This window comes from Flavobacterium haoranii (genome assembly GCF_009363055.1).
Classification (GTDB): domain Bacteria; phylum Bacteroidota; class Bacteroidia; order Flavobacteriales; family Flavobacteriaceae; genus Flavobacterium; species Flavobacterium haoranii.
Map to the genome: position 1 here is coordinate 1,906,639 of NZ_CP045292.1, position 23,027 is coordinate 1,929,665.

The 23,027-nt window shown below is 30.9% G+C and carries 26 protein-coding genes and 2 pseudogenes; 16 read left to right on the plus strand and 12 right to left on the minus strand.

Annotation, left to right across the window (positions count from 1 at the left end; genetic code table 11):
- Nucleotides 1–4: 4 nt before the first annotated feature.
- Nucleotides 5–478: a lipocalin family protein gene (locus GCU34_RS09110; protein WP_072783084.1), complete on the plus strand. Its 474-nt coding sequence runs from the start codon at nucleotides 5–7 to the stop codon at nucleotides 476–478.
- A 52-nt stretch (nucleotides 479–530) separates the two neighbouring features.
- Here the strand turns inward: GCU34_RS09110 and GCU34_RS09115 are convergent, their stop codons facing one another.
- From GCU34_RS09115 to GCU34_RS09135, 5 genes are all read right to left on the minus strand, one after another.
- Entirely contained in the window at nucleotides 531–1,148 is a 618-nt protein-coding gene (locus tag GCU34_RS09115; protein ID WP_072783083.1) for a YiiX/YebB-like N1pC/P60 family cysteine hydrolase, read from the minus strand.
- Complete coding sequence (gene truB, locus GCU34_RS09120; RefSeq protein WP_072783081.1) at nucleotides 1,138–1,836, minus strand: tRNA pseudouridine(55) synthase TruB; 699 nt, start codon at nucleotides 1,834–1,836, stop codon at nucleotides 1,138–1,140. Before truB ends, GCU34_RS09115 begins: the two co-directional genes overlap by 11 nt.
- 1 nt (nucleotide 1,837) lies before the next feature.
- Complete coding sequence (locus GCU34_RS09125) at nucleotides 1,838–2,623, minus strand: undecaprenyl-diphosphate phosphatase (protein WP_072783079.1); 786 nt, start codon at nucleotides 2,621–2,623, stop codon at nucleotides 1,838–1,840.
- 70 nt (nucleotides 2,624–2,693) lie between these two features.
- On the minus strand, nucleotides 2,694–2,939 hold the full coding sequence (locus GCU34_RS09130) for a DUF3098 domain-containing protein (RefSeq protein ID WP_072783077.1): 246 nt from the start codon (nucleotides 2,937–2,939) through the stop codon (nucleotides 2,694–2,696).
- A 25-nt stretch (nucleotides 2,940–2,964) separates the two neighbouring features.
- Nucleotides 2,965–3,840, minus strand: coding sequence for a cell division protein FtsX (locus GCU34_RS09135; RefSeq protein WP_072783075.1), 876 nt, complete (start codon nucleotides 3,838–3,840; stop codon nucleotides 2,965–2,967).
- Between the two features lie 178 nt (nucleotides 3,841–4,018).
- Here GCU34_RS09135 and leuS point away from each other — a divergent pair, with 178 nt between their 5' ends.
- The 3 genes from leuS to GCU34_RS09150 all read left to right on the plus strand — a co-directional run bounded on the left by leuS (nucleotide 4,019) and on the right by GCU34_RS09150 (nucleotide 8,606).
- Nucleotides 4,019–6,853: a leucine--tRNA ligase gene (leuS, locus tag GCU34_RS09140; protein WP_072783073.1), complete on the plus strand. Its 2,835-nt coding sequence runs from the start codon at nucleotides 4,019–4,021 to the stop codon at nucleotides 6,851–6,853.
- Nucleotides 6,854–7,096: 243 nt separating this feature from the next.
- On the plus strand, nucleotides 7,097–7,717 hold the full coding sequence (locus tag GCU34_RS09145; RefSeq protein WP_072783071.1) for a hypothetical protein: 621 nt from the start codon (nucleotides 7,097–7,099) through the stop codon (nucleotides 7,715–7,717).
- A gap of 190 nt (nucleotides 7,718–7,907) precedes the next feature.
- Nucleotides 7,908–8,606 (plus strand): zinc metallopeptidase, encoded by a 699-nt coding sequence (locus tag GCU34_RS09150; RefSeq protein WP_072783069.1) that lies wholly within the window; start codon nucleotides 7,908–7,910, stop codon nucleotides 8,604–8,606.
- Between the two features lie 81 nt (nucleotides 8,607–8,687).
- Here the strand turns inward: GCU34_RS09150 and GCU34_RS09155 are convergent, their stop codons facing one another.
- Both GCU34_RS09155 and GCU34_RS09160 read right to left on the minus strand, forming a co-directional pair.
- Nucleotides 8,688–9,158, minus strand: coding sequence for an Lrp/AsnC family transcriptional regulator (locus tag GCU34_RS09155; RefSeq protein ID WP_072783067.1), 471 nt, complete (start codon nucleotides 9,156–9,158; stop codon nucleotides 8,688–8,690).
- Between the two features lie 206 nt (nucleotides 9,159–9,364).
- Nucleotides 9,365–10,735: a saccharopine dehydrogenase family protein gene (locus GCU34_RS09160; RefSeq protein WP_072783065.1), complete on the minus strand. Its 1,371-nt coding sequence runs from the start codon at nucleotides 10,733–10,735 to the stop codon at nucleotides 9,365–9,367.
- Between the two features lie 120 nt (nucleotides 10,736–10,855).
- Here GCU34_RS09160 and GCU34_RS09165 point away from each other — a divergent pair, with 120 nt between their 5' ends.
- Nucleotides 10,856–11,245, plus strand: a complete 390-nt coding sequence (locus GCU34_RS09165; RefSeq protein ID WP_072783063.1) for a DUF423 domain-containing protein — start codon at nucleotides 10,856–10,858, stop codon at nucleotides 11,243–11,245.
- Between the two features lie 68 nt (nucleotides 11,246–11,313).
- Nucleotides 11,314–12,939: a phosphoenolpyruvate carboxykinase (ATP) gene (gene pckA, locus GCU34_RS09170; RefSeq protein ID WP_072783061.1), complete on the plus strand. Its 1,626-nt coding sequence runs from the start codon at nucleotides 11,314–11,316 to the stop codon at nucleotides 12,937–12,939.
- A gap of 65 nt (nucleotides 12,940–13,004) precedes the next feature.
- On the opposite strand, the gene GCU34_RS09175 is transcribed toward pckA, so the two are convergent.
- From GCU34_RS09175 to GCU34_RS09185, 3 genes are read right to left on the minus strand one after another with little or no spacing between them, the layout of a single operon-like run.
- Nucleotides 13,005–13,763, minus strand: coding sequence for a uroporphyrinogen-III synthase (locus GCU34_RS09175; protein ID WP_072783059.1), 759 nt, complete (start codon nucleotides 13,761–13,763; stop codon nucleotides 13,005–13,007).
- A 12-nt stretch (nucleotides 13,764–13,775) separates the two neighbouring features.
- Nucleotides 13,776–14,435: a DUF4271 domain-containing protein gene (locus tag GCU34_RS09180; protein WP_072783057.1), complete on the minus strand. Its 660-nt coding sequence runs from the start codon at nucleotides 14,433–14,435 to the stop codon at nucleotides 13,776–13,778.
- Nucleotides 14,436–14,487: 52 nt separating this feature from the next.
- On the minus strand, nucleotides 14,488–14,988 hold the full coding sequence (locus GCU34_RS09185) for a DUF456 domain-containing protein (RefSeq protein ID WP_072783055.1): 501 nt from the start codon (nucleotides 14,986–14,988) through the stop codon (nucleotides 14,488–14,490).
- Between the two features lie 123 nt (nucleotides 14,989–15,111).
- Here GCU34_RS09185 and GCU34_RS09190 point away from each other — a divergent pair, with 123 nt between their 5' ends.
- The 4 genes and pseudogenes from GCU34_RS09190 (at nucleotide 15,112) to GCU34_RS09205 (ending at nucleotide 16,745) form a co-directional block, all read left to right on the plus strand.
- On the plus strand, nucleotides 15,112–15,726 hold the full coding sequence (locus GCU34_RS09190; protein ID WP_152378429.1) for a tetratricopeptide repeat protein: 615 nt from the start codon (nucleotides 15,112–15,114) through the stop codon (nucleotides 15,724–15,726).
- Nucleotides 15,727–15,752: 26 nt separating this feature from the next.
- Nucleotides 15,753–15,827, plus strand: a pseudogene (locus tag GCU34_RS14430) (hypothetical protein); the annotation flags it as partial.
- A gap of 189 nt (nucleotides 15,828–16,016) precedes the next feature.
- Nucleotides 16,017–16,220 (plus strand): hypothetical protein, encoded by a 204-nt coding sequence (locus tag GCU34_RS14105; protein WP_152378430.1) that lies wholly within the window; start codon nucleotides 16,017–16,019, stop codon nucleotides 16,218–16,220.
- Between the two features lie 45 nt (nucleotides 16,221–16,265).
- Nucleotides 16,266–16,745 (plus strand): hypothetical protein, encoded by a 480-nt coding sequence (locus tag GCU34_RS09205; RefSeq protein ID WP_072783051.1) that lies wholly within the window; start codon nucleotides 16,266–16,268, stop codon nucleotides 16,743–16,745.
- 160 nt (nucleotides 16,746–16,905) lie between these two features.
- On the opposite strand, the gene GCU34_RS09210 is transcribed toward GCU34_RS09205, so the two are convergent.
- Together GCU34_RS09210 and GCU34_RS09215 are read right to left on the minus strand one after the other, a co-directional pair.
- Complete coding sequence (locus GCU34_RS09210) at nucleotides 16,906–18,003, minus strand: glycosyltransferase family 2 protein (protein WP_072783049.1); 1,098 nt, start codon at nucleotides 18,001–18,003, stop codon at nucleotides 16,906–16,908.
- Nucleotides 18,000–18,872: a lysylphosphatidylglycerol synthase domain-containing protein gene (locus GCU34_RS09215; RefSeq protein WP_178138339.1), complete on the minus strand. Its 873-nt coding sequence runs from the start codon at nucleotides 18,870–18,872 to the stop codon at nucleotides 18,000–18,002. Before GCU34_RS09215 ends, GCU34_RS09210 begins: the two co-directional genes overlap by 4 nt.
- A 74-nt stretch (nucleotides 18,873–18,946) precedes the next feature.
- Between GCU34_RS09215 and ruvC the strand changes: the two genes are divergently transcribed.
- The 6 genes and pseudogenes from ruvC (at nucleotide 18,947) to GCU34_RS09245 (ending at nucleotide 23,008) form a co-directional block, all read left to right on the plus strand.
- Nucleotides 18,947–19,501: a crossover junction endodeoxyribonuclease RuvC gene (gene ruvC / locus GCU34_RS09220; protein ID WP_072783045.1), complete on the plus strand. Its 555-nt coding sequence runs from the start codon at nucleotides 18,947–18,949 to the stop codon at nucleotides 19,499–19,501.
- Nucleotides 19,502–19,562: 61 nt separating this feature from the next.
- Nucleotides 19,563–20,695, plus strand: a pseudogene (gene hemW, locus GCU34_RS09225) (radical SAM family heme chaperone HemW).
- 15 nt (nucleotides 20,696–20,710) lie between these two features.
- Nucleotides 20,711–21,046: a DUF3667 domain-containing protein gene (locus tag GCU34_RS09230; RefSeq protein ID WP_152378432.1), complete on the plus strand. Its 336-nt coding sequence runs from the start codon at nucleotides 20,711–20,713 to the stop codon at nucleotides 21,044–21,046.
- 461 nt (nucleotides 21,047–21,507) lie between these two features.
- Nucleotides 21,508–22,278, plus strand: coding sequence for a cyclase family protein (locus GCU34_RS09235; RefSeq protein WP_072783028.1), 771 nt, complete (start codon nucleotides 21,508–21,510; stop codon nucleotides 22,276–22,278).
- 53 nt (nucleotides 22,279–22,331) lie between these two features.
- Nucleotides 22,332–22,631, plus strand: coding sequence for a VOC family protein (locus GCU34_RS09240; protein ID WP_394367535.1), 300 nt, complete (start codon nucleotides 22,332–22,334; stop codon nucleotides 22,629–22,631).
- Nucleotides 22,632–22,642: 11 nt separating this feature from the next.
- Nucleotides 22,643–23,008, plus strand: coding sequence for an MmcQ/YjbR family DNA-binding protein (locus GCU34_RS09245; RefSeq protein WP_072783024.1), 366 nt, complete (start codon nucleotides 22,643–22,645; stop codon nucleotides 23,006–23,008).
- The last annotated feature ends 19 nt before the right edge of the window (nucleotides 23,009–23,027 follow it).

Below are 23,027 nucleotides of genomic sequence, written 5' to 3' on the forward strand. Positions count from 1 at the left end.
ACTAATGAAAAATAAAATTTTAATTTTTTTACTATCGTTTATTACTTTATCAATAACATCATGTGATAACAATGATGAGACAAAAGAAATAAACAATAAAAAAAATCCTATAGAAGGTAAATGGACAATTCAACAAATTGGTGAAATTCAAATAATTAATAGCACAAATATTGTTGTATATGAAGATTATCAATCAAGTGGAAACTGTGAAAACGATTTTTATATCTTCAATACAGATTTTACATATTCTTTTAATGAAGTCTTAGATTCAAACAACTGTACTCCAACAGAAGTTGAAGTTGGTGAATACGAAATTGGAGAAGATACAATTACGTTATATTACTCTGTAGAAGAAAATGGTTCAACTGTAGATTATCAATCTAGTGCAACTGTTATTAATTTAACTTATGAAACTATGGAATTAGCGTTAGGTAATGATACTAATGGAGTTTCTTTTTTAAAGTTATCAAAACAGTAATAAAACAATAGATTTAAAAATAAAAACCCCGCAAATGCGGGGTTTTTATTTTTTATAAAGTTCCTAAAATCTTAATTTTTTTTGAAGTTGAAATGCCTCCAGGATTACAACCAAGTTGACCTTCTGGAATTTCAATATTTAAATTTTTATAATATTCTGCCCAAACATTGAAAAATTCTTTAGAATTTGGAGCCTTAAATGTCATGGGATACAAAACAAAGAATGGCTCTTTATTCGCTTCTTTAAAACAATCATAAATCAACTCTGAGCAATAATACTTTCCATTATTGTAAATATATTCATTATCGTAGGGTACTCCTAACTGATTCTTACCAAATGAAACTGCTTCTGGAATTAATTTTTTAAAACGCTTCTTTACTCTTCCTACATACATTGGCAAATCAGTATAAGAAGTAAAAGTTTGATAAGGTGTTAATTTAACGCTATTTCCCGATGCTTCCAACACAAAAACACTATCATTCTCAATAACAACCATTCCCATGTGGTTAAAATCTATTCCTTTGTAGCCTTCTGTTACCTGATTAATTGCTTCACATAATTCGCCACAATTCATCGATTGAAAAATTAAATCACCCGTTTTCAATTCAATCTTTTGTGCTAAAACTATGTTAGCAAAAAGTAAAGCAGCTGTGATAAACTTACGATTCATTAGCAATCATTTCTTCAAACTCCGTGGGACTCATTGAATTCTCGACATTGTAATCACCAATTTTAGTCCTTCTTAAAACAGTTAAATGTCCACCCGAATTTAACGCTTGTCCGAAATCGTGAGCTAACGAACGGATATACGTTCCTTTACTACAAGTTACTCTAAAATCGACTTCTGGAAGGTCAATTCGAGTTAATTCAAACTCGTAAATCGTAGTTTTTCTTGCTTCTATTTCCACCTCTTCACCAGCACGAGCATGCTCATACAAACGCTTTCCATCCTTTTTTATTGCTGAAAAGACAGGTGGCTTTTGCATAATTTCACCTGTAAATTGTTGTAAAGTTTCTTTAAGCAATTCTGTTGTGATATGTTCCGTTGGAAAAGTTTTATCTATTTCAGTTTCTAAATCATAAGAAGGTGTAGTTGCCCCTAATTTAATTGTTCCAATGTATTCTTTTTCTTGCGCTTGAATTTCATTGATACTTTTGGTAAACTTTCCTGTGCAAATAATTAACAATCCTGTTGCTAATGGATCTAAAGTTCCTGCATGACCTATTTTAAACCGCTTCGGCAAATTGAATTTACGCTTTAAAACAAACTTTAACTTATTCACTGCTTGAAACGAACTCCAAGTAAGTGGTTTGTCGATTAGGATAACTTTTCCGTTTGTAAAATCTTCGGCTTGCATATTAGATTACCGTTAATTTTTGAATAAAGAAATGAATTAAAAGAATAGCAATTCCAGCAATAATACGGTAATAACCAAATAATTTAAATCCATGCTTTTGTAAAAAACCAATGAATGATTTAATCGCAATCATGGCTACAATAAAACCAACAACATTACCAATAATTAATAAGTTTACTTGGTCGTTTGTTAATTCAAATCCTGCTTTATAATAATCATAAGATTTCTTAACGGTTGCACCAAGCATTGTGGGTATGGCTAAAAAAAACGAAAATTCAGCAGCGGTTGTTCGTGATAATTTTTGCGACATTCCTCCTGCAATACTTGCTCCACTTCTTGAAACACCTGGAATCATCGCTAGACATTGAAATAATCCAATTTTAAAAGCAGTTGCATAAGAAATTTGTGTTCCTTCTGCATTTCCAAACCAATCGTCGATTTTTAAAAGTAAAATTCCACCAATAATTAGAGAAATTGCGACTGTAATTGGATTTTCAAGTAAACTATCAATAAAATCACTTAACAATAATCCGAAGAAAACTGCAGGAATAAAAGCAACAAATAGTTTATAATAAAAATCTAAACTTTGAAAGAACCTTTTAAAGTATAAAACAACTACCGAAAGAATAGTTCCCAATTGAATTACTATTGTGAATAATTTTGTAAAATCGTCTTGAGCAATTCCAAAAAATGAAGAAGCAATAATCATATGCCCAGTTGAAGAAACTGGTAGAAATTCAGTTATTCCTTCAATAATAGCAAGAATAATAGCTTGAAGTGTATTCATGTTTTAGTGATTCGTTATTAGTAAAGAGTAATTAACGTTTAATAAAAAACTAATTACTATTATCTTTTTACTATTTACTACTGTTATCTTTTTTAAAAATAGAATAAATAACTACAATAAAACCTGATACAACTACTATTGGAGCTAAACGAATTCTTCTAAAACTAAAAATTTCATCGCTAAAAACGTTTGGATCATCACTTCCTCCTCCACTCATTAAAATAAATCCAAAAGCTATAAGCACCAATCCTATTAATAGGAAGGTATAATTAGACTTACCAAATAAAAATTCTTCGTTGTTATTATTGTTTTTCATAATTTGAAATCAAAATCTTTAAAAATTAATATAAATCGTCTGTTCTTAAATTTAAGAAACGTTGTGTAGCAAAAAAAGTACTAATCCAAGTGATTAATATTCCTACCAATAAAACTCCACCAAAAACTATTCCTAGTGAAACATAATCTTTTGCCAAATGTAATTGCGGAAGCAGTCCATCAACATAACTTACTAGAGCTATCAAGGCAATTATGGCTAATACAGAACCTGTTAAGCCCAATTTAATACTTCTCCAAATGAATGGCTTTCTGATAAACGATTTTGTAGCACCTACCATTTGCATCGTTTTAATTGTAAAACGGTGTGAATAAATCGACAAACGCATAGAACTATTAATTAGCAACATCGCAATTAATGCAAAAAAGCCACTAATAATTAAGATCCAAAAACTTATTTTTTTTATGTTATTATTTACTAAGTCTACCAAAGTCTTATCATAAATGATTTCAGATACAAACTCGTTTTTCTTAATTCCGCTTTCAATTTTTTTAATACTATCTGCTACAACATAATCTCCTTTCAGGTTGATATCGAAAGAATTTTGAAGCGGATTGAACCCTAAAAACTCCATAAAGTCTTTACCTACAATATCTACATTGTTTTTAGCAGCACTATCTTTATGAACAAATGCATATTCTTTTATATAACGTGCATTTTTTAAATCGGTATCGAAAGCATTTAAAATACTATCATTTGCCTCATTCTTAAAAAAAACAGTCATTGGAATATCTTCTTTAAAATCATTCGTTATCTTTTTAGAGTTAATAACAAACAAGCCTAGAGCTCCTAGTAAAAAAAGCACTAAAAAAATACTTAAAACAACTGAAAAATAAGATGAGATTAAACGTCTTTTTTGATATTGTTCAAAAGATGAAGCCATATATTGTAAATTATTCGGTAAAAATAATAAGAAATTCCCTATCTACAGAATATAACGTATAAAGTTTTGGTTTTCGTACAATAAACGTAAATTTGTGACTTAATTTTTAAGTTAATAGTTATTTGTTTATGGTTTATTATCAACAATAAACTACAAACTAGAAGCAACAAACAAACGAATGAAATACCATCACGAAAAAATCGAAGCCAAATGGCAACAATATTGGGCAGAAAACCAAACGTTTAAAGCTGAAAACAATAGCGAATTACCGAAGTATTATGTGTTAGATATGTTTCCTTATCCATCAGGAGCAGGTTTACATGTTGGGCATCCACTAGGCTACATTGCTTCTGATATTGTAGCGCGTTATAAAAGACATCAAGGATTCAATGTTTTACATCCACAAGGTTATGATTCTTTTGGATTACCAGCAGAACAATATGCAATTCAAACAGGACAACATCCAGAAAAAACAACAAAAGAAAATATTGCGCGTTACCGTGAGCAATTAGATAAAATTGGTTTTTCATTCGATTGGAGTCGTGAAGTGCGTACTTCAAATCCTGATTATTACAAATGGACACAATGGATTTTTATCCAATTGTTCAATTCGTGGTACAACAACGATACCAACCAAGCGGAAGATATCGCTACGTTAGTAGAAAAGTTCCATGCGGAAGGAAACGCAAATGTAAATGCAGTTTGCGATGATAACATTGCGCCATTTACAGCAGCTGAATGGAATGCATCTTCTTCTGAACAACAACAAAAAATCTTATTACAATATAGATTAACGTATCTAGCTGAAACAGAAGTAAACTGGTGTCCGGCTTTAGGAACTGTTTTAGCAAATGACGAAATCGTAAACGGTGTTTCAGAACGTGGTGGACATCCTGTTATTCGTAAAAAAATGACGCAATGGTCAATGCGAATTTCAGCTTATGCAGAACGTTTGTTACAAGGTTTAGAAACGATTGATTGGAGTGAATCAATTAAAGAATCGCAACGTAACTGGATTGGGAAATCGGTTGGTGCTGCGGTTACTTTCAAAGTAAAAAATCACGATGCGGTTATTGATGTTTTCACAACGCGTCCTGATACAATTTTTGGTGTTACGTTTATGACGTTAGCTCCAGAGCACGAATTGGTTGCCCAAATTACAACTCCAGAACAAAAAGCAGCAGTTGAAGCGTATATTGAAGCTACTGCAAAGCGTTCAGAAAGAGAGCGTATGGCTGATGTAAAAACCATTTCAGGTGTGTTTACAGGAGCGTATGCAGAACATCCATTTACAAAAGAACCTATTCCAATTTGGATTGGCGATTATGTTTTAGCGGGTTACGGAACGGGTGCTGTTATGGCGGTTCCTTGTGGTGATGAGCGTGATTATGCTTTCGCAAATTTCTTCAAAGGAACAAACGGAATGCCTGCGATAAAAAATATTTTCAATCAAGATATTTCTGAAGCAGCTTTTGGTGAAAAAGGTGGTTTCGAACTAGTAGAGTCTGATTTCTTAAACGGATTGGATTACAAAAACGGAACTAAAAAAGTTATCGAAGAGTTAGAAAAAATAGGAGCAGGAAAAGCAAAAGTAAATTACCGTTTACGCGATGCGGTTTTCTCTCGCCAAAGATATTGGGGTGAACCTTTCCCGGTTTACTACGTAAATGGTTTGCCACAAATGATTGACAAAAAACACTTTCCAATTGTTTTACCAGAAGTTGAAAAATACTTACCAACAGAAGACGGTCAACCGCCATTAGGAAATGCAACGGTTTGGGCTTGGGATACGGAGAAAAATGCAGTAGTTAGCAATGATTTAATTGATAACACAAAAGTTTTCCCATTAGAATTAAACACCATGCCAGGTTGGGCAGGTTCGTCTTGGTATTGGATGCGTTATATGGATGCAAAAAATGAAAATGATTTTGCAAGCGAAGACGCATTAAAATATTGGGAAAATGTAGATTTATATATTGGAGGAAGTGAGCACGCAACTGGACATTTATTGTATTCTCGTTTTTGGAACAAATTCTTAAAAGACAGAGGTTTCGCACCAACAGAAGAGCCATTCAAAAAATTAATCAATCAAGGAATGATTTTGGGAATGAGTGCTTTTGTTTACAGAAGTGAAGATTCAAAAACATTATATTCTAAAGGATTAATTAAAGATAAAAATGTTCATCCAATTCACGTTGATTTATCGTGTATTAATGACATCACCAACGAATTAGATATTGAAAAATTCAAAGCACATCCTTTATATTCAGATTATAAAAACGCTGAATTTGTGTTAGAAGATGGAAAATACATTGTAGGTCGTGAGGTTGAAAAAATGTCGAAATCGAAATACAATGTAGTAAACCCAGATGATATTTGTGAAGAATACGGTGCCGATACCTTACGTTTATATGAAATGTTCTTAGGACCATTAGAACAAGCAAAACCTTGGAATACTGCTGGTATTACTGGGGTTTCTGGTTTCTTGAAAAAGTTATGGCGTTTGTATTTTGATGATAATGGATCTGTTGTAAAAGAAGACGAACCAACGGCTGACATGTACAAATCGTTACACAAAACCATTAAAAAAGTAACAGAAGATATCGAGAATTTCTCGTTTAATACTTCGGTTTCACAGTTTATGATTTGTGTAAACGAATTATCGCAATTAAAATGCAATCACAGAGCTATTTTAGAGCCGTTAGCGGTTTTAGTTTCGCCTTATGCGCCTCACATTGCTGAAGAATTATGGAGTACTTTAGGTCATGAAGGTTCAATTGCAACCGTTGCTTTTCCAAAATTTGAAGAAAAATATTTAGTGGAATCGGAGAAAGAATATCCAGTTTCATTCAACGGAAAGATGCGTTTTACAATTAAATTACCTTTAGATTTAACGGCAGCTCAAATTGAAGAAATTGTAATGGCTGATGAAAGAACACAAAATCAATTACAAGGAAGAACACCTAATAAAGTAATCATCGTTCCGGGGAAGATTATTAATTTGGTGGGATAATTTCTTCCAGAAACAAAATATCTAAAAACAAATCTTTACGAAAATCCTATCAAAATTGATAGGATTTTTTTATAAAATCACTTTTTGTTACATAAAATCTGTATCAAATGTTAAAATATTGATTTTTAATTACTTAATATTAGGTTTTATATTTTATTTTTTTCTATATTTAAAAACCAAAATAAATTTTGGCTGTACTATAGAAAAAATCTACTAGTTTAATTAACCCCAAATCAATTAACTATGGAGAGCACCTTTAAAAAATTAGCTTTATTGTGGCTATTGGTTATTGCAAATATTTTAACCTCTCAGTCACAAGAAATGAACGTAACTTCAACAAAAAACCATCAAAAGTTAATGTCAAGCTTTGTTTCATTGTTAGACCAATCCTCTAACTATAAAAATTTTAAAGTTATCGATAGATCGGGAATTTCAAGTTTCCAAAGCGATTTAAATAGTTTTATCTCCTCGGTACAAAATTTTACAAATCAAAATAAGTTACAAATTCAAGAAAAGAATAATCGCATTTCTTCATTAGAAAATGAATTAGCTGAGTTAAAAGATTTAAACACAGATTTAACAAATCAGAAGAATGCACTTACCTTTTTAGGAATTTCAATGAATAAAACCGTTTATAATATAATTTTATGGACATTGTTATTGGCTTCAGCAAGTTTAGGAGCAGTTTTATTTTTAAAATTCAAAAGAGCCAATGAAATTACCCAAAGTTCGAAAACAATTTTAAAAGATTTAGAAGACGAATATGAATGTTATCGAAGAGCGTGTATTGAAAGAGAAATGAACTTGAAAAGACAACTTTTTAATGAGTCAAAAAAATTACAAGAACTTAAAAATGCCTCGTAATAAATTCATTTGAATTAAGAGCCTCTCGTAAAAAGGAGGCTTTTTTTTATTTAGAACTGTAACTTTTTCGAAAATTTACGTATAATAAGTGTAATTATAAATTTCGTAAAAATGTCAAAATGACATTAACATTTTGTAAAGAATCTTTGGTTCAAAATTTGATTACCTTTAAACAATAAATTTAAAAAAAATGTTTGGATATTATATTTTAATTGGTGGAATTGCCTTAGTAAGTTGGTTGGTAAGTAATCGACTTCAGTCTAAATTTGAATTTTATTCTAAAGTTCATCTAAGAAATGGCATGAGTGGTGCTGAAATTGCACAAAAAATGCTACACGATAATGAAATTTATGATGTAAAAGTAATTTCAACACCAGGCCGTTTAACAGATCATTACAATCCTACAGATAAAACAGTTAATTTATCAGAAGCGGTTTATAATCAAAGAAACGCTGCAGCGGCAGCTGTAGCAGCTCACGAATGCGGTCATGCTGTTCAACACGCAACAGCTTACAATTGGTTAACTATGCGTTCAAAAATGGTTCCTATGGTTCAAATTTCTTCAACTCTTTCACAATGGTTGGTAATGGGTGGATTAATTTTAGGGATTGCCGCTAAAGGACTTTCATTTGGATATATTATTGCAGTAATTGGTTTAATAATGATGTCTATTGCTACAGTGTTTTCTTTAATAACATTACCAGTAGAATATGACGCTAGTAATCGTGCATTAGCTTGGTTAAAAAATAAAAACATGTTGTCGCAACAAGAATATGCTGGCGCAGAAGATGCTTTAAAATGGGCTGCTAGAACATATTTAGTAGCTGCAATTGGAGCTATTGCATCACTTTTATATTGGGCATTACAAGTTTTTGGAAGAAGAGATTAATATGTTTCTTAAAATATTAAAACCCCAAATTCTAAATGAATTTGGGGTTTTGTTTTTTTTATTCCGAATGCAAAATTTAGTTTACAATTGAATTTGCCTTTCGATTTGTTGTTCTAATGAAATAAAAGTTTCAGTTCTAGAAACACCATCTATACTTTGAATATTATGATTCAATAATTGCATTAAATGTTCATTATCTCTACAAATAATTTTAATTAAAATACTCCAGTTTCCAGTGGTGTAATGACATTCTAAAACTTCCGGAATTTTCTTCAATTCTCTAACTGTAGCTGGGTTGCTTGATGCTTTGTCTAAATAAATACCCACAAAAGCCATTGTACTATAGCCCAAAACTTTTGTGTCTACTACAAACTTTGAACCCGAGATAACTCCTGCTTGTTCTAATTTACGCAATCGCTGATGAATTGCAGCGCCTGAAATTCCTATTTTATTCGCAATTTGTAAAATCGGTTTACGAGCGTCTTCCATTAAATCGCGAAGAATTTCTTTGTCGATACCATCAATTTCTATTTGTAGCTGATTTATTTTCATAAGTCTGTAAAATTTAAAAATGCAATTAATTACCGAATGTCCACTGGACATTCTCCTCTTAATATCAAATCATCAATTTCTATCTGTAGTTGATTTATTTTCATAGCTTAAATATTGTTATCAAAATTACATGTTTGATATAAATTTAAAACAAAAAATCCCGAATTTTAATAAAATTTGGGATTTTAAAATAATTCAATATTTTTCTAACTACTTACATTAAGTGGGTTATATCCTAAATAAGGCACATCTATTTCTTTAAATATTACCCCATATTCTTCCAATTCTTTTAATATAGGCAAATAAACTTCTTTGGTGATTGGTAATTGTACGCCTGGTGTTTTAATTTCACCATTTAGAATTTTTAAAGTTGCAATAGCTACAGGTAAGCCTACAGTTTTTGCCATAGCTGTATAAGTTTGATCATCACCGATACAAACCATAGTCGCATCAATTTGATGTTTTTCTCCGTGCAATTCGTAACCAAACTTATGGTACATAACAATCATATCTTTATCATCGGGTTGTAAACTCCATTTTTCTGATAAAATCTTCTCTAAAATTTGAGCAGGAGTAGCATTTTTAAGTTCCACTTTCTTTTCGCCATTAAATAAATCTAACTCTAAAAGCTTATCCCAAATAATATCATCTTGATCTATCTTTTGCGCATGACGTAACTTAATTTCAACAGTATCTGTTGGATGATAAGGTAAAAATGAATTCGTAAATTCTCTATAGGTCATATTCTCAGAATTTTCTATCGTATAAGAATCATCTGTCATTCCTAATTGCACCAAAATGTCCCAAGCACGAGAATACCCAACTCTTCTTATTGTTCCTCTATAAACTGTTAAAGCATCATCTAAACCATAAACACTTCTATATTTTAAAGAATCTCTGTTAGCATAGGCTTCAAATCTACCATAACCTTCAACACTTAAAAATTCTGTTCTTCTAAATAATTTGTTATATGGAATATATTTGTAAGTTCCTTCTTGAATAAATTTTGCAGCTCCACCTTGACCTGCTAAAACAACATTTCTAGGATTCCAAGTAAATTTATAGTTCCAAAGATTAGTATCGCTTTCAGGTGCAACTAAACCTCCGCAAAATGACTCGAATAAAATTACATGTCCACCTTTTGCTCTAATTTCGTCTAAAACCTTCATGGCACTCATGTGATCGATTCCTGGATCCAGCCCAATTTCATTCATAAAAATTAAGCCTTTAGCCTTTGCTGCATCATTAAGTTCCTGCATCTCTGGACTTATATAAGAAGCAGTTACCATGTGCTTTCCAAACTTCAAACAATCTTTGGCGACATCGATATGCATGTGAGCGGGCAACATTGAAACGACAATATCGGCTCTTTGTATTTCTTCTTGTCTTTGTATATCGTTAAAAATATCGAAAGCAATTGCTCGTGCATTAGTGTGATTTTTTACTTTCTTTTGTGCTAATTCTAAAGATAAATCACCAATTGTTATATTTAAATTTTCTTGTTCAGATTTAGTTAACAAGTATTGTATTAATGAAGATGCGGAACGACCGGCTCCTATGACTAAAATATTTCTCATTACGGCAGATTAAAAATCACACGAAGATAATCAAATGTTATTTTTGAAGAAAGAAATAAGTGATTATTATCATAATTTAACATTTCTAAAAGCCCTATATTTGCTACAAGAATTTAAGACATGGAAAAAAAGATAATTATCACTGCATTAATTTTAGGAATGATTTCAATAATCCTTGGAGCCTTTGGTGCGCATGCTTTAAAAAAAGTATTACAACCCGAGCAATTAACTTCATTTGAAACAGGTGTGAGATACCAAATGTACCATGCTTTATTCTTATTATTTATTGCGACAACTAACATGATTGCTTTAAAAGAAAAAGCAGTCGTTTTTTACTTAGCATTAGTAGGAGTTATCTTATTTTCTGGATCAATATATCTTTTAAGTACAAGTGCAATAAGTGGCTTAAAATTGCGTTTTATAGGTCCAGTAACACCTTTAGGAGGCTTATTATTAATTGGTTCGTGGGCTTATTTACTATATGCTTTATTGCTAAAAAACAACAATTAAGAATACTATCTAAAATATTATTTATACTTTTGCACTTTAATTAAAAAACAACATAACAAATAAATTAAATGGAGAACTACACTCAAAATACGAAAACGATTTCGTTAGAAAAATACGGGATTACAAATGTAAGTGAGATTATCTATAATCCTACTTATGACGAATTGTATGATGCAGAGTTAAACTCTAATTTACAAGGTTACGAAAAAGGTCAATTATCTGAGCTTGGTGCTGTAAATGTAATGACAGGAGAATTCACAGGAAGATCTCCTAAAGACAAATACATCGTTAAAGATGATGTTACTAAAGAAACCATTTGGTGGACTTCTGAGAAAGCTGCTAATGACAACAAACCCATTTCTACGGAAACTTGGAATGCTTTAAAAGAAGCTTCAGTAAAACAATTATCAGGAAAAAAACTATATGTAGTTGATGCATTTTGCGGTGCTAACGAAAACACACGTTTAAAAGTACGTTTTATAATGGAAGTTGCTTGGCAGGCACATTTTGTTAAAAACATGTTTATTCGTCCTACTGAAGAAGAATTAGAAAACTTTGGTGAGCCTGATTTTATTGTGATGAATGCTTCTAAAACTTCATTTAAAGATTATGCTAAATATGGTTTAAATTCAGAAGTTTATGTAGCTTTCAACTTAACTGAAAAAATGCAATTAATTGGCGGTACATGGTACGGTGGTGAAATGAAAAAAGGATTGTTCTCAATGATGAACTATTACTTACCGTTACAAGGAATTGCATCTATGCATTGCTCTGCAAACAAAGGAAAAGATGGAGATGTAGCCGTTTTCTTCGGTTTATCAGGAACAGGAAAAACTACTCTATCAACTGATCCTAAGAGAGAGTTAATAGGTGACGATGAACACGGATGGGACAATGATGGTGTTTTCAATTTTGAAGGTGGTTGTTATGCAAAAACTATCGATTTAAGTAAAGAAAACGAACCAGATATTTTTGGAGCAATCAAAAGAGACGCTTTACTAGAAAATGTAACTTTAGATGTAGATGGAAAAATAGATTTCAAAGATGGTTCTGTAACTCAAAACACTCGTGTTTCTTATCCAATTTACCATATTGATAACATTGTAAGACCAGTTTCTAAAGCGGGGCATGCAAGTAAAGTTATTTTCTTAACAGCAGATGCATTTGGAGTAATGCCTCCTGTTTCAAAATTAACACCTGAACAAACTAAATATTACTTCTTATCTGGGTTTACTGCCAAATTAGCTGGAACTGAAAGAGGAGTAACGCAGCCAGAGCCTACCTTCTCAGCTTGTTTTGGTAAGGCTTTCTTATCACTTCATCCAACAAAATATGGCGAAGAGTTAGTAAAAAAAATGGAAGAACATAAAGCAACAGCTTATATGGTAAACACTGGTTGGAATGGAACTGGAAAAAGAATTTCAATTAAAGATACAAGAGCAATTATTGACAGAATTTTAGATGGTTCGATTGAAAAAGCTGAAACTACTATAATTCCTGTTTTTAATTTTGAAGTTCCAACTAATTTAGAAGAAGTAAACAATGCTATTCTAGACCCTAGAAACACTTATACTGAGAGTAAAGAATGGGAAGTTAAAGCTAACGACTTAGCAGGTAAATTTATCAAAAACTTTGAGCAATATACTGACAACGAAGAAGGAAAATCTTTAGTTGCTGCTGGTCCGCAATTATAATTTAATTTGTTATTATAAAAAAGGTTTCCAAATTGGAAACCTTTTTATTTTATATAATATAAAGATTATTTAGCTTTATTTGCCTCTACAATATATTTTTCTAATGCTCCAGTCATAGAAGGTGTTTCTGGTGTTGGCGCCATAATATCTACTCTTAAACCACTATCTAATGCTTCTTTTTGAGTTGTTACTCCAAAGACAGCAATTCTAGTATTGTTTTGTTTAAAATCAGGGAAATTTTTGAATAAAGATTTTATTCCTGTTGGGCTAAAAAATGCTAAAACATCATAATAAACATCTTTCAAATCTGAAAGATCACTCATTACGGTTTTATAAAAAATTCCTTGTGTCCAATCAACTTTTAAACTATTTAAAGTTTGTGGCACATCGGCATTTAATTGATCTGTATTTGGTAATAAAAATTTTTCATCTTTATACTTTTTAATTAAAGGAGCTAAATCAGTAAATTCTTTTTGCCCAACATAAATTTTTCTTTTTCTATAAACCACATAACGTTGTAAATAAAAAGCTACGGCTTCTGACTGGCAAAAATATTTTAAATCTTCAGGAATCTTATAGCGCATTTCTTCAGCAACTCTGAAAAAGTGATCTACTGCATTTCTACTAGTTAAAATAATTGCCGTAAATTTACTTAAGTCAATCTTTTGAGCCCTAACCTCTTTTGCACTTACACCTTCAACATGAATAAAAGGTCTAAAGTCAATTTTTACTTTTAATTTGTTCTGCAATTCATAGTAGGGAGAATTCTCTACTTTTGGCTCTGGTTGTGAAACCAATATTGTTTTCACCTTTAAGTTTGACATATAGTTACTTTATTATTTTGTAATCCAATAATACATGAAATAGTAGGGTGCTATTTCAAGTGTGCAAAGATATAAAATAAAATAAAATAATTTACGTGTAACTAAATTTTGATGTGCTTTTAATGTAAAAAAGTACGTTAGGAAATTCCAAACTAACAAAATGACAATCAATACAATATAAATCCAATGATTATTAAAAGAATTGTAAAACAAAACCACATTTATTGGTAATAATACAACGCCTAAATAAGTTCTATAACTAACTTTTAATAGATTAAATTGATCTGCAAATTCTTCAATATGAAAAGTAGTCGCAATAATCTTCTCAATCAAGTATTTTGACAATATAAAAACACCCAAAAATGTAGCAATTCTCAAGTAGGTTATTCCGTCTGTTTTAGTAGTTTTTCCAAAATTGGTTAACATTAACAAAATAAAAAAAGATAGCGATATTAACTGAACAGCAAACATTGAAATGGTAAAACCACTTCGCATGTTACTACTATCTTTATAAATTTTAATGTATTTATCGGAAACTCCTAATCTAACAAATTCGTTAAAACGAGCAGTAAAAACATTTTTATTAACTGCAATTACTACAAACGCGACAAAGAACAAAATAGTTGCCCAATCGTGAAAATTAAATAATCGCTCTTTAAAAATTGTTTCCATACGCAAACAAAAGTACTAAAAAGATTCTTTAGCAACTTGACTATAATCTAAATTAAAACCAAACTTGATGATTATTCATAACTATAGAAATGAACAATCCTAAAAACACAATTGACACGACAAATTTCATAAAAGTTCCTGCTAAAAATCCAACGAAAGAACCAATTGCAGCTTTTGTGGCACGAGTTGTATCTTTTCTATCAAATAAAAGCTCTCCCACTAACGCTCCAACAAATGGACCAATTATAAATCCAAATGGTATAGGCGCAAATATTCCAACAATTAAACCAATATTAGTTCCCCAAATACCATATTTACTTCCTCCAAAACGTTTGGTTCCTTTTGCAGGAATTACATAATCTAAAACAGCAATTACTATTGCAACCACTAATGTAATTCCTAAAATCCAATAATTTTTTTCCATTCCTGGACATAAATACAACAACAGCAATCCAACCCAACTTATGGGCGGACCGGGTAAAGCGGGTAATAAACTTCCAGCAATACCAAGTAACATACAGCAAAATCCTGTAATTAAGAGAAAGTATTCCATTTATTTTGACTTTAAACAAAGTTACCACATAAGTAAAAAAAGTCTAATTTATTTATCCACAAAAATGAAACTGCATACTAATTCAATTTATAAACCGTTAAAAACATAATAAAAACAACATCTATGAAACATATTTTTACTTTGTTTTGTTTTTTCAATTGTATTAATACAATCTCTCAAAATTCAAAACTTGGCGATAGTTTGGTAAGTATTGGACAATATCAAAAAGCAATTGTCGAGTACAAAAAGGAAAAACAACCCGATTTATACAAAATTGCAAAAGCTTTTGAAGCAATTGATAATTATGACGAAGCAATAGCATCTTATGAAAAAATAAGAATAAAAGACACTTTAAATTTAAAAGTAAACTTTCAATATGCATTGGCTTTACTTCACAATAACGATACAAAATCGACTAAAATATTAGAACAACTCGTTACTAAAGACAAAAACGAATCCTATTACTATTACTTAGGATTATCTTACGAAAAACAAAAAAACTACGAAAAAGCAATCGAAAATTGGAATGCATCGCTTCAACTAAATCCAGAGTATTTTAAAAGCGCCTATAAACTTTCACTTCAGTTGGCCAATATGCAACAATTTGATGCTTCATTAGAAGTTGCCAACGCTTTTTTAAAAAACAATCCTAATAATATTGATCTGCTTAAAATTCGCGGACAAATATATTATGCTTTAAAAAGAATCGAAATTGTATTCAAGATTTTGAAAAAGTAGTTGCTAAAAATGGCGCCGATGATAATATTCTAGAAAAATTAGCCAATGTTTATCTCAATACAAAAGATTATAAAAAGGCCATAACTATTTATACCGATTTAATTGAAAACTATAACGACCAAAACCCTAATTTCTATTTCAACAGAGGAAAATGTTATGGTTTTTTATACGAAATTGAAAAAGCAGAAGAAGACATCAACACATCAATTGAGCTGAGAACTTATACTTTCGATAACGAATATTTTTATTTAGGTTTCTTTTATCAGCAACTTGAAGAATATGAAAAAGCGTTGAATTATTACAAAAAAACACTAAATACTAACAGCAATCATGCGGAAGCAGCTTATCAAATCATTGCTATAAAAGATTATCACGGACAATCTCCAACGGTGCTTTTAAAAGAGTATCAAGATTATTTAGAAAAATTTCCAAATATTTCGAACCAAAGAAAACAACTCATCGCAAACCGAATTAACCAATTAGAAGAAAAATAGAGTTAAATAAAAAACTTTAGTATTTTTACAGCAAATCAAAGAATTTTGAAAAAATTTATAGTTTTAATAGTTATCATTCTTTTAAACTCTTGCCAATATTTCGACAAAAAGGCTCCCGATGAAAATGCCTTATTAAAAGAAGAATTGCAAAAAGTAAATTGGAAACAAGTCGACCAATATCCAAGTGTTGCGTCTTGCGATACAATACTAGATGTAGAAACTCAAAAAGAATGTTTTTTCCAATTTTTAACCGAAACCATTCAAGCTCGAATTGGCATCGATACCATCCATATTTTATATCCTGAATTAGATACGATTGCAGTAAAAGTTACTATAAATCCCGATGCTACATTACAATTTCAAACACAAGAACCTACCGATTCTATTAGTTACGATATTAAAGTTATTGATAGTATTTTACAAAATAGATTAACAAACTTTCCAAAAGTTGAACCTGCAATTAAACAAGGAATAAAAGTGAAGTCGCAATTTGTTTTACCTGTTATTTTAAAGGTTACGGAGTAATTTTTTGAAGCCAATCCTGCTGTACGCTATATCTTTTTTGTTTGTCATACTGAGCTTGTCGAAGTATCTAAACAAAAAAGGATGCCGCTTCCATCAGGGCTAATTCCTAAATGCGTCACTTCGAGTTTTCGCTTAACGAAAGTATAGTGAAGTAAAAAAACTATTTTCTAAAATTTCTTCCCTTCCAAGTAAATTTCCCAAACAAACTATAACAAGCGACCGCACTACTAAAAAAAGGATATAATAGCGACGCTAAAAACAACCATTGTAATTTTATTCTGAAAAAAGAAGCTGTTTTTTGTAGTAGAAACAAATCAATAATAAACTTTAAAGCCACAAATAGTGCAAACCAATTCTGATTTAGGCTTCCTAACAACCACATTACGAAAACTGCAATCCAAGTTACATTTGTGCTAAAAACTAGTAGCGCTGTTAATTTTCCAAACCACGAAGAATATCCCGTACTTTTCGCCGCCCAACGCACACGTTGTTGAAATAAATCGTTCCAAGATTCTTCGCTTTTTGTTGCAATAATACTTTCATTATTCAAGCAAAATCCAACAGCATTTTTCTCTTTTAAAACTGCTTTTTGTAGTAGAAAAACATCATCTCCACTTGCCATATTTGAGTTTCCTTCAAAACCATTTAATTCTAAAAAGAATTTCTTTTCATAAGTAAAATTAGCCCCATTGCACATAAAAGGTTTATTTAAACCAAAACTTCCAATGGTTGCACCTTGCAAACTCAGAAAATCTAAATTTTGAAAAGCATGTAAAAAACCATTTTGAGGCAAATAGCAAACCCCTGCCGCAGCCATTCTTTTCTCTTCTTTTTGAATGTATGCATCAATTGTTTTTAACCAACTTTTCTGAACCAAACAATCAGCATCCGTTGTAATAATCCAATTATGTTTAGCTACTTCAATCGCCGTTTCAATCGCATCTTTTTTAGGCGAATTTGATTTTCTTATATTCTTAATAACTGAAATAGAAAATTCGTAATTCGTAATTGTATAATTATCATCCGATTCATCATCTACTAAAATAACTTCAAACAATTCATTTGGATAATCTAAAAATGAAAGTGTGTGTAAAAGCTTTGGCAAATTTTCAGTTTCATTTCGAAACGGAACTACAATTGAAAAGCTCATTTTAGGAACAACCTCATCACTTGTAAATGGTTTCATTTTTTGAAATCCGTAAAACAACGAACCAATCAATACAATATAGATTGCTAATATGACAAAAGCTACAATCATTCGGTAGTTTTTGGTTTAAATCGCAGTACAAAATAACTTCCTAAAACAACTGGTAAAACTAAATTGAAAAACCACATTAACGAAGTTACCGTTAAAATTTTCCAATCTTCAACACCTATTTTCGAAAATAAATACAACGCCACACTTCCTTTAATGGCAACATCCATAATATGAATACTTGGTAAAATGGATGCTAAAAAATACATCGTAAAAATGGTCAAAAAAGCAGTTTTAACTTCAATTTCAGCATCAAAAAACAACAACAATATTAAAAATTGTGTAGAAAAAATTATGTAGCGAAATATAGAAAAACCAACTGTTTTAAAAAAAATGTTTTTATCTAATTTTTTGATTTTATCGATTATCTTTTGGATGGAGAAACCATAAATTTCAATTTTTCTAAAGAAAACTGCAATCAAAATAGCAATTCCAATTCCAATAAAAACAAGAATTTTGAATGTTGAATGTTGAATGTTGAATGTTGAAAAAAACATCCCGATTACACCAAACAAAGTTGTCGCCAACATCTGACTGCTATTGTGTACAAAGTTGAGCAAAACTATTCGCTTTGCATTTTCCTTTTTAAAATATAGCATTTTAGCACCATATTCCCCTATTCTATTTGGTGTGAAAATTGAAGCTGTTAGCGAACCAAAAGTTTGTTGGGCAGCTTCAAAAAAACTAATCTTTTTAAAGCTATTGACTAAATTTTGCCATTTTAAAACCTCAAAAAACCAATTGGCCGAAGTAAACAATAGTAAAATTAAAACTTCTTTGATCGATAAATACTGAATAATACTTTCTATAGAAATCGCCTTATCGCCTTGTAAATGGTGATAGATATAGAAAAATGCGAATCCTACAATCAAAACTTTGACGAGAACTAATAAGAATTGTTTAGCTTTGTGAGGAATTGCAATCATTACTACAAAGAAAAGAAAATTTGGCAAACGAACGCATCATATTAGGAATTGACCCAGGAACCACTATCATGGGATTCGGATTAATCAAAGTAGTCAACAAGAAAATGGAATTTCTTCAGTTGAATGAATTAATTCTGAATAAATATGATGATCATTACACCAAATTGAAAGTGATATTTGAAAGAACAATCGAATTGATTGAAACACATCATCCTGATGAAATTGCAATTGAAGCGCCTTTTTTTGGTAAAAATGTGCAATCGATGTTAAAATTAGGTCGCGCACAAGGTGTTGCTATGGCAGCAGGTTTATCGCGCCAAATCCCGATTACCGAATACGAACCTAAGAAAATCAAAATGGCGATTACAGGTAACGGAAATGCTAGTAAAGAGCAAGTTGCTAAAATGCTCCAACAATTGTTAGACTTAAAAACATTGCCAAAAAATCTTGACTCAACCGATGGTTTAGCGGCGGCAGTTTGTCATTTCTTTAACTCAGGAAGAGTAGAAATTGGTAAAAGTTATTCGGGTTGGGATGCTTTTGTTAAGCAGAATGAGAATCGTGTTAAAAAATAGTGTTCAGTCACGGTTTTCAGTATAAAAACTGTTAACTGAGACTGCAACTTAAAACTAAAAAATGAGCGGCATCTACATCCATATCCCTTTTTGCAAACAGGCTTGTCACTATTGCGATTTTCATTTTTCTACTTCATTGAAGAAAAAGAGGAAATGGTTTTGGCTTTAGCCAAAGAAATTCAAATGCGAAAAGATGAGTTGGGAAATGAAGTTGTAGCAACAATTTATTTTGGTGGTGGAACGCCGAGTATACTTTCTGTTGAAGAAATTCAGTTTTTGATTGATGAAGTTTATAAGAATTTTGATGTTATTAAAAATCCAGAAGTAACTTTAGAAGCCAATCCAGACGATTTATCGGATGAACAAATTATCAAATTATCGAATACACAAATCAACAGACTTTCAATAGGAATTCAATCTTTTTTTGAAGACGATTTAAAACTCATGAATCGCGCACACAATGCCGAAGAAGCTAAAAGATGTTTGGAAACGGCAACAAAATATTTTGACAATATTACCATCGATTTAATATATGGCATTCCAAATATGAGTAACGAACGTTGGTTACAAAATATTGAAACCGCTTTATCATTTGGTATTCCGCATATTTCGAGTTACGCTTTAACGGTTGAACCAAAAACGGCACTGGATAAATTCATCAAAAAAGGTTTAGTAAAACAACCCGATGATGAAGTTGCTCAAGAGCATTTTCATATTCTCGTAAACCGATTACAAGAAGAAGGTTTTGTTCATTATGAATTGTCTAACTTTGGGAAAACTGATTATTTTTCCAAAAATAATTCGGCGTATTGGTTGGGTAAAAAATACATCGGAATTGGGCCGTCGGCGCATAGTTATGATGGAATAAATAGAAGTTGGAACATTGCTAACAATACACTTTACATCAAATCGATTCAAGAAAACCAATTACCATCTGAAACGGAAACCTTAACAACCGTTGATCGATACAACGAATATATTATGACAGGTTTACGAACCATTTGGGGTGTTTCTTTAGAGCGAATAGAAAAAGAATTTGGACCAAAATATTTAGAATATCTCAACCTACAAAGTCAGAAATTTATTCAAGACGAATTACTTTTTGTTAAAAATGGAATTTTGAAAACTACTCAAAAAGGTAAATTTTTATCCGACGGAATTGCATCCGACTTATTTTTGTTAAATTTGGAGTAAACCAAATTTCTTTTTGTGGAAGAAACTAAAAACTGTATCAATTGTCACGAACCTTTAGCGGGAAAATTCTGCTATAATTGTGGTGAAAAAATTGTAGAAAAAACAGACTTTTCTATTAAAACAATTCTCCAGCAATTTGTTGATGGTTTTACCAATTTTGATTCGAAATTTATTAAAAGTTTTTGGTTTCTATTATTCAAACCAGGACAATTAACAGAAAACTATGTAAACGGACTTCGAAAGCCTTTTATGAAGCCTTTTCAATTGTTCATTGTTGTCAACGTTTTGTTTTTTATAATTTTATCTGGGGCTGATATATTCAGAATTCCATCAGGATATTTTTTTCAATAGAAGCTAATCTTAAAATCTTAGAAGAAATTGCCATTACTAAAAACGAATCGGTTGAAGTTTTAAAACAAGTTTATGATACTGATTCTTTAACCAATTCGAAACTGTATATTTTTATACTTATACCTTTTTTAAGTTTAATCATTTGGTTAATAAATTTCAAAAAAAAGCTACAATTCGGAGTTCATGCCATATTTGCAATACATTATTTATCATTCTTCATGTTGTTTTGCTTAACATTGGTTATTTTTCCTCGTGAGTGGTTTACTCCAAGAGTAACTCAATTAACTATTTTTAGTTTTAATTTTATATACTTAGCATTTGCAATAAAAAGATTTTACAATAATAATTGGAAAATAACTTTGCTGAAAACATTGATTATAGTTGTACTATTTTTTGCTTTAGTCTTTTTATATAGAGAACAAATAAGTCAGTTTACACTTTATTTTATGCATAAATAATTTATGATAGCTTCTATTAAACATAACTATAAAAATTATACAGTTGATTTTTCTCAACCTCTAGATATTTCTTTGCCTTTAACGAATGACAATCAAAATCCTATTGCGTGGTATCAAGACGAACCAAAAATTGAACCCGTAACTATGGGCGATTGGATTGGGAAAGTTTCCGAAGGAAAATCATCGACAAATTTCAACAATATTTTCTTTAATCCGCATGCACACGGAACACACACTGAATGCTTAGGTCATATTACCAAAGATTTTTATAGTGTAAACCAACATTTAAAAACCTTTTTCTTTGTAGCTGAATTAATTTCAATTGAACCAATTGCTGTTGGAGATGATTTTATCATTACAAAAGAACAAGTTGAAAAAGCACTTAACGGAAATAATCCTGAAGCAATTGTGATTAGAACGCTTCCGAATATTGACAATAAAAAGCATAAAAATTATTCCAATTCAAATCCGCCTTATTTGTCAGATAAAGCGGCTACTTACATTAGAGAAATTGGTATTAAGCATTTACTGATTGATTTACCAAGTGTAGACAAAGAACACGATGAAGGAAAATTGTTAGCACACAAAGCGTTTTGGAATGTAAAAAACATTGAAGAATTGAATAAGAATGCTCGTTTAGATTGCACCATAACCGAAATGATTTTCGTTGATAATAGTATCAAAGACGGGAGTTATTTACTAAATTTACAAATGGCTCCTTTTGAAAACGATGCAAGTCCAAGTAAGCCAATATTGTATAAATTAAACGAATAGAAAATGATTTCAGCTGTAATTCCAAAGTTGCCATTTATCAATAAAAAGAAACTATTGATTTCTATACTACAATTGGTTTTCAATTAGAAGCCGATTATGGTGAGTATCTCATTTTTTCATTGGAACAAACAGAATTACACTTTTTCTCTTTTCAAGATTTAGATCCAAAGAAATCCGATTTTATGATTTATTTGAGAGTAAATGCTGAAATTGAGCGTCTTTATCATAAATTAATCGAAAAAGGAATTGCCATTCATCCTAATGGTGCTTTAGAACAAAAACCTTGGCATCAGATAGAATTTTCGATCATTGATCCTAATGGAACATTGTTAACTTTTGGACAGTATAATTAAATTCTATTCAAATGAACATCCAACAATTATACGAATTTTGCCTATCTAAAAAAGGTGTAACCGAACATTTTCCATTTGATGAAGATACTCTGGTGTTTAAAGTTGGCGGAAAAATGTTTTGTTTAACTTCTTTACAAGATTGGGAAAAAGGAAGTCCTTCGCTTAATTTAAAATGTGATCCAGAAAGAGCTCTTGAACTTCGTGAACAATATGAAGCTATAAAACCAGGATGGCACATGAGCAAAGTGCATTGGAATACTGTAACGGTTAATAGTGATGTTTCCCAAAAACTATTGATTGAACTTATCAATCATTCTTATGATTTGGTTTTTAATAGTTTAACCAAAAAAATACAAGCTGAAATTTTAAATTCTTAGGCTTTTTATGTAACAAAAG

Excerpts from the sequence above, each read along its gene's own strand:
- pckA (WP_072783061.1), top strand. The coding sequence starts at position 11,314 with ATGGAGAACTACACTCAAAATACGAAAACGATTTCGTTAGAAAAATAC.
- GCU34_RS09150 (WP_072783069.1), top strand. The coding sequence starts at position 7,908 with ATGTTTGGATATTATATTTTAATTGGTGGAATTGCCTTAGTAAGTTGG.
- GCU34_RS09185 (WP_072783055.1), bottom strand. The coding sequence starts at position 14,988 with ATGGAATACTTTCTCTTAATTACAGGATTTTGCTGTATGTTACTTGGT.
- GCU34_RS09125 (WP_072783079.1), bottom strand. The coding sequence starts at position 2,623 with ATGAATACACTTCAAGCTATTATTCTTGCTATTATTGAAGGAATAACT.
- GCU34_RS09175 (WP_072783059.1), bottom strand. The coding sequence starts at position 13,763 with ATGTCAAACTTAAAGGTGAAAACAATATTGGTTTCACAACCAGAGCCA.
- GCU34_RS09110 (WP_072783084.1), top strand. The coding sequence starts at position 5 with ATGAAAAATAAAATTTTAATTTTTTTACTATCGTTTATTACTTTATCA.
- GCU34_RS09165 (WP_072783063.1), top strand. The coding sequence starts at position 10,856 with ATGGAAAAAAAGATAATTATCACTGCATTAATTTTAGGAATGATTTCA.
- GCU34_RS09180 (WP_072783057.1), bottom strand. The coding sequence starts at position 14,435 with ATGGAAACAATTTTTAAAGAGCGATTATTTAATTTTCACGATTGGGCA.
- GCU34_RS09130 (WP_072783077.1), bottom strand. The coding sequence starts at position 2,939 with ATGAAAAACAATAATAACAACGAAGAATTTTTATTTGGTAAGTCTAAT.
- GCU34_RS09245 (WP_072783024.1), top strand. The coding sequence starts at position 22,643 with ATGAACATCCAACAATTATACGAATTTTGCCTATCTAAAAAAGGTGTA.
- GCU34_RS09190 (WP_152378429.1), top strand. The coding sequence starts at position 15,112 with ATGAAACATATTTTTACTTTGTTTTGTTTTTTCAATTGTATTAATACA.
- GCU34_RS09115 (WP_072783083.1), bottom strand. The coding sequence starts at position 1,148 with ATGAATCGTAAGTTTATCACAGCTGCTTTACTTTTTGCTAACATAGTT.
- leuS (WP_072783073.1), top strand. The coding sequence starts at position 4,019 with ATGAAATACCATCACGAAAAAATCGAAGCCAAATGGCAACAATATTGG.
- GCU34_RS09145 (WP_072783071.1), top strand. The coding sequence starts at position 7,097 with ATGGAGAGCACCTTTAAAAAATTAGCTTTATTGTGGCTATTGGTTATT.
- GCU34_RS09160 (WP_072783065.1), bottom strand. The coding sequence starts at position 10,735 with ATGAGAAATATTTTAGTCATAGGAGCCGGTCGTTCCGCATCTTCATTA.
- truB (WP_072783081.1), bottom strand. The coding sequence starts at position 1,836 with ATGCAAGCCGAAGATTTTACAAACGGAAAAGTTATCCTAATCGACAAA.
- GCU34_RS09135 (WP_072783075.1), bottom strand. The coding sequence starts at position 3,840 with ATGGCTTCATCTTTTGAACAATATCAAAAAAGACGTTTAATCTCATCT.
- GCU34_RS09155 (WP_072783067.1), bottom strand. The coding sequence starts at position 9,158 with ATGAAAATAAATCAGCTACAAATAGAAATTGATGGTATCGACAAAGAA.
- GCU34_RS09210 (WP_072783049.1), bottom strand. The coding sequence starts at position 18,003 with ATGATTGTAGCTTTTGTCATATTAGCAATCTATATTGTATTGATTGGT.
- GCU34_RS09235 (WP_072783028.1), top strand. The coding sequence starts at position 21,508 with ATGATAGCTTCTATTAAACATAACTATAAAAATTATACAGTTGATTTT.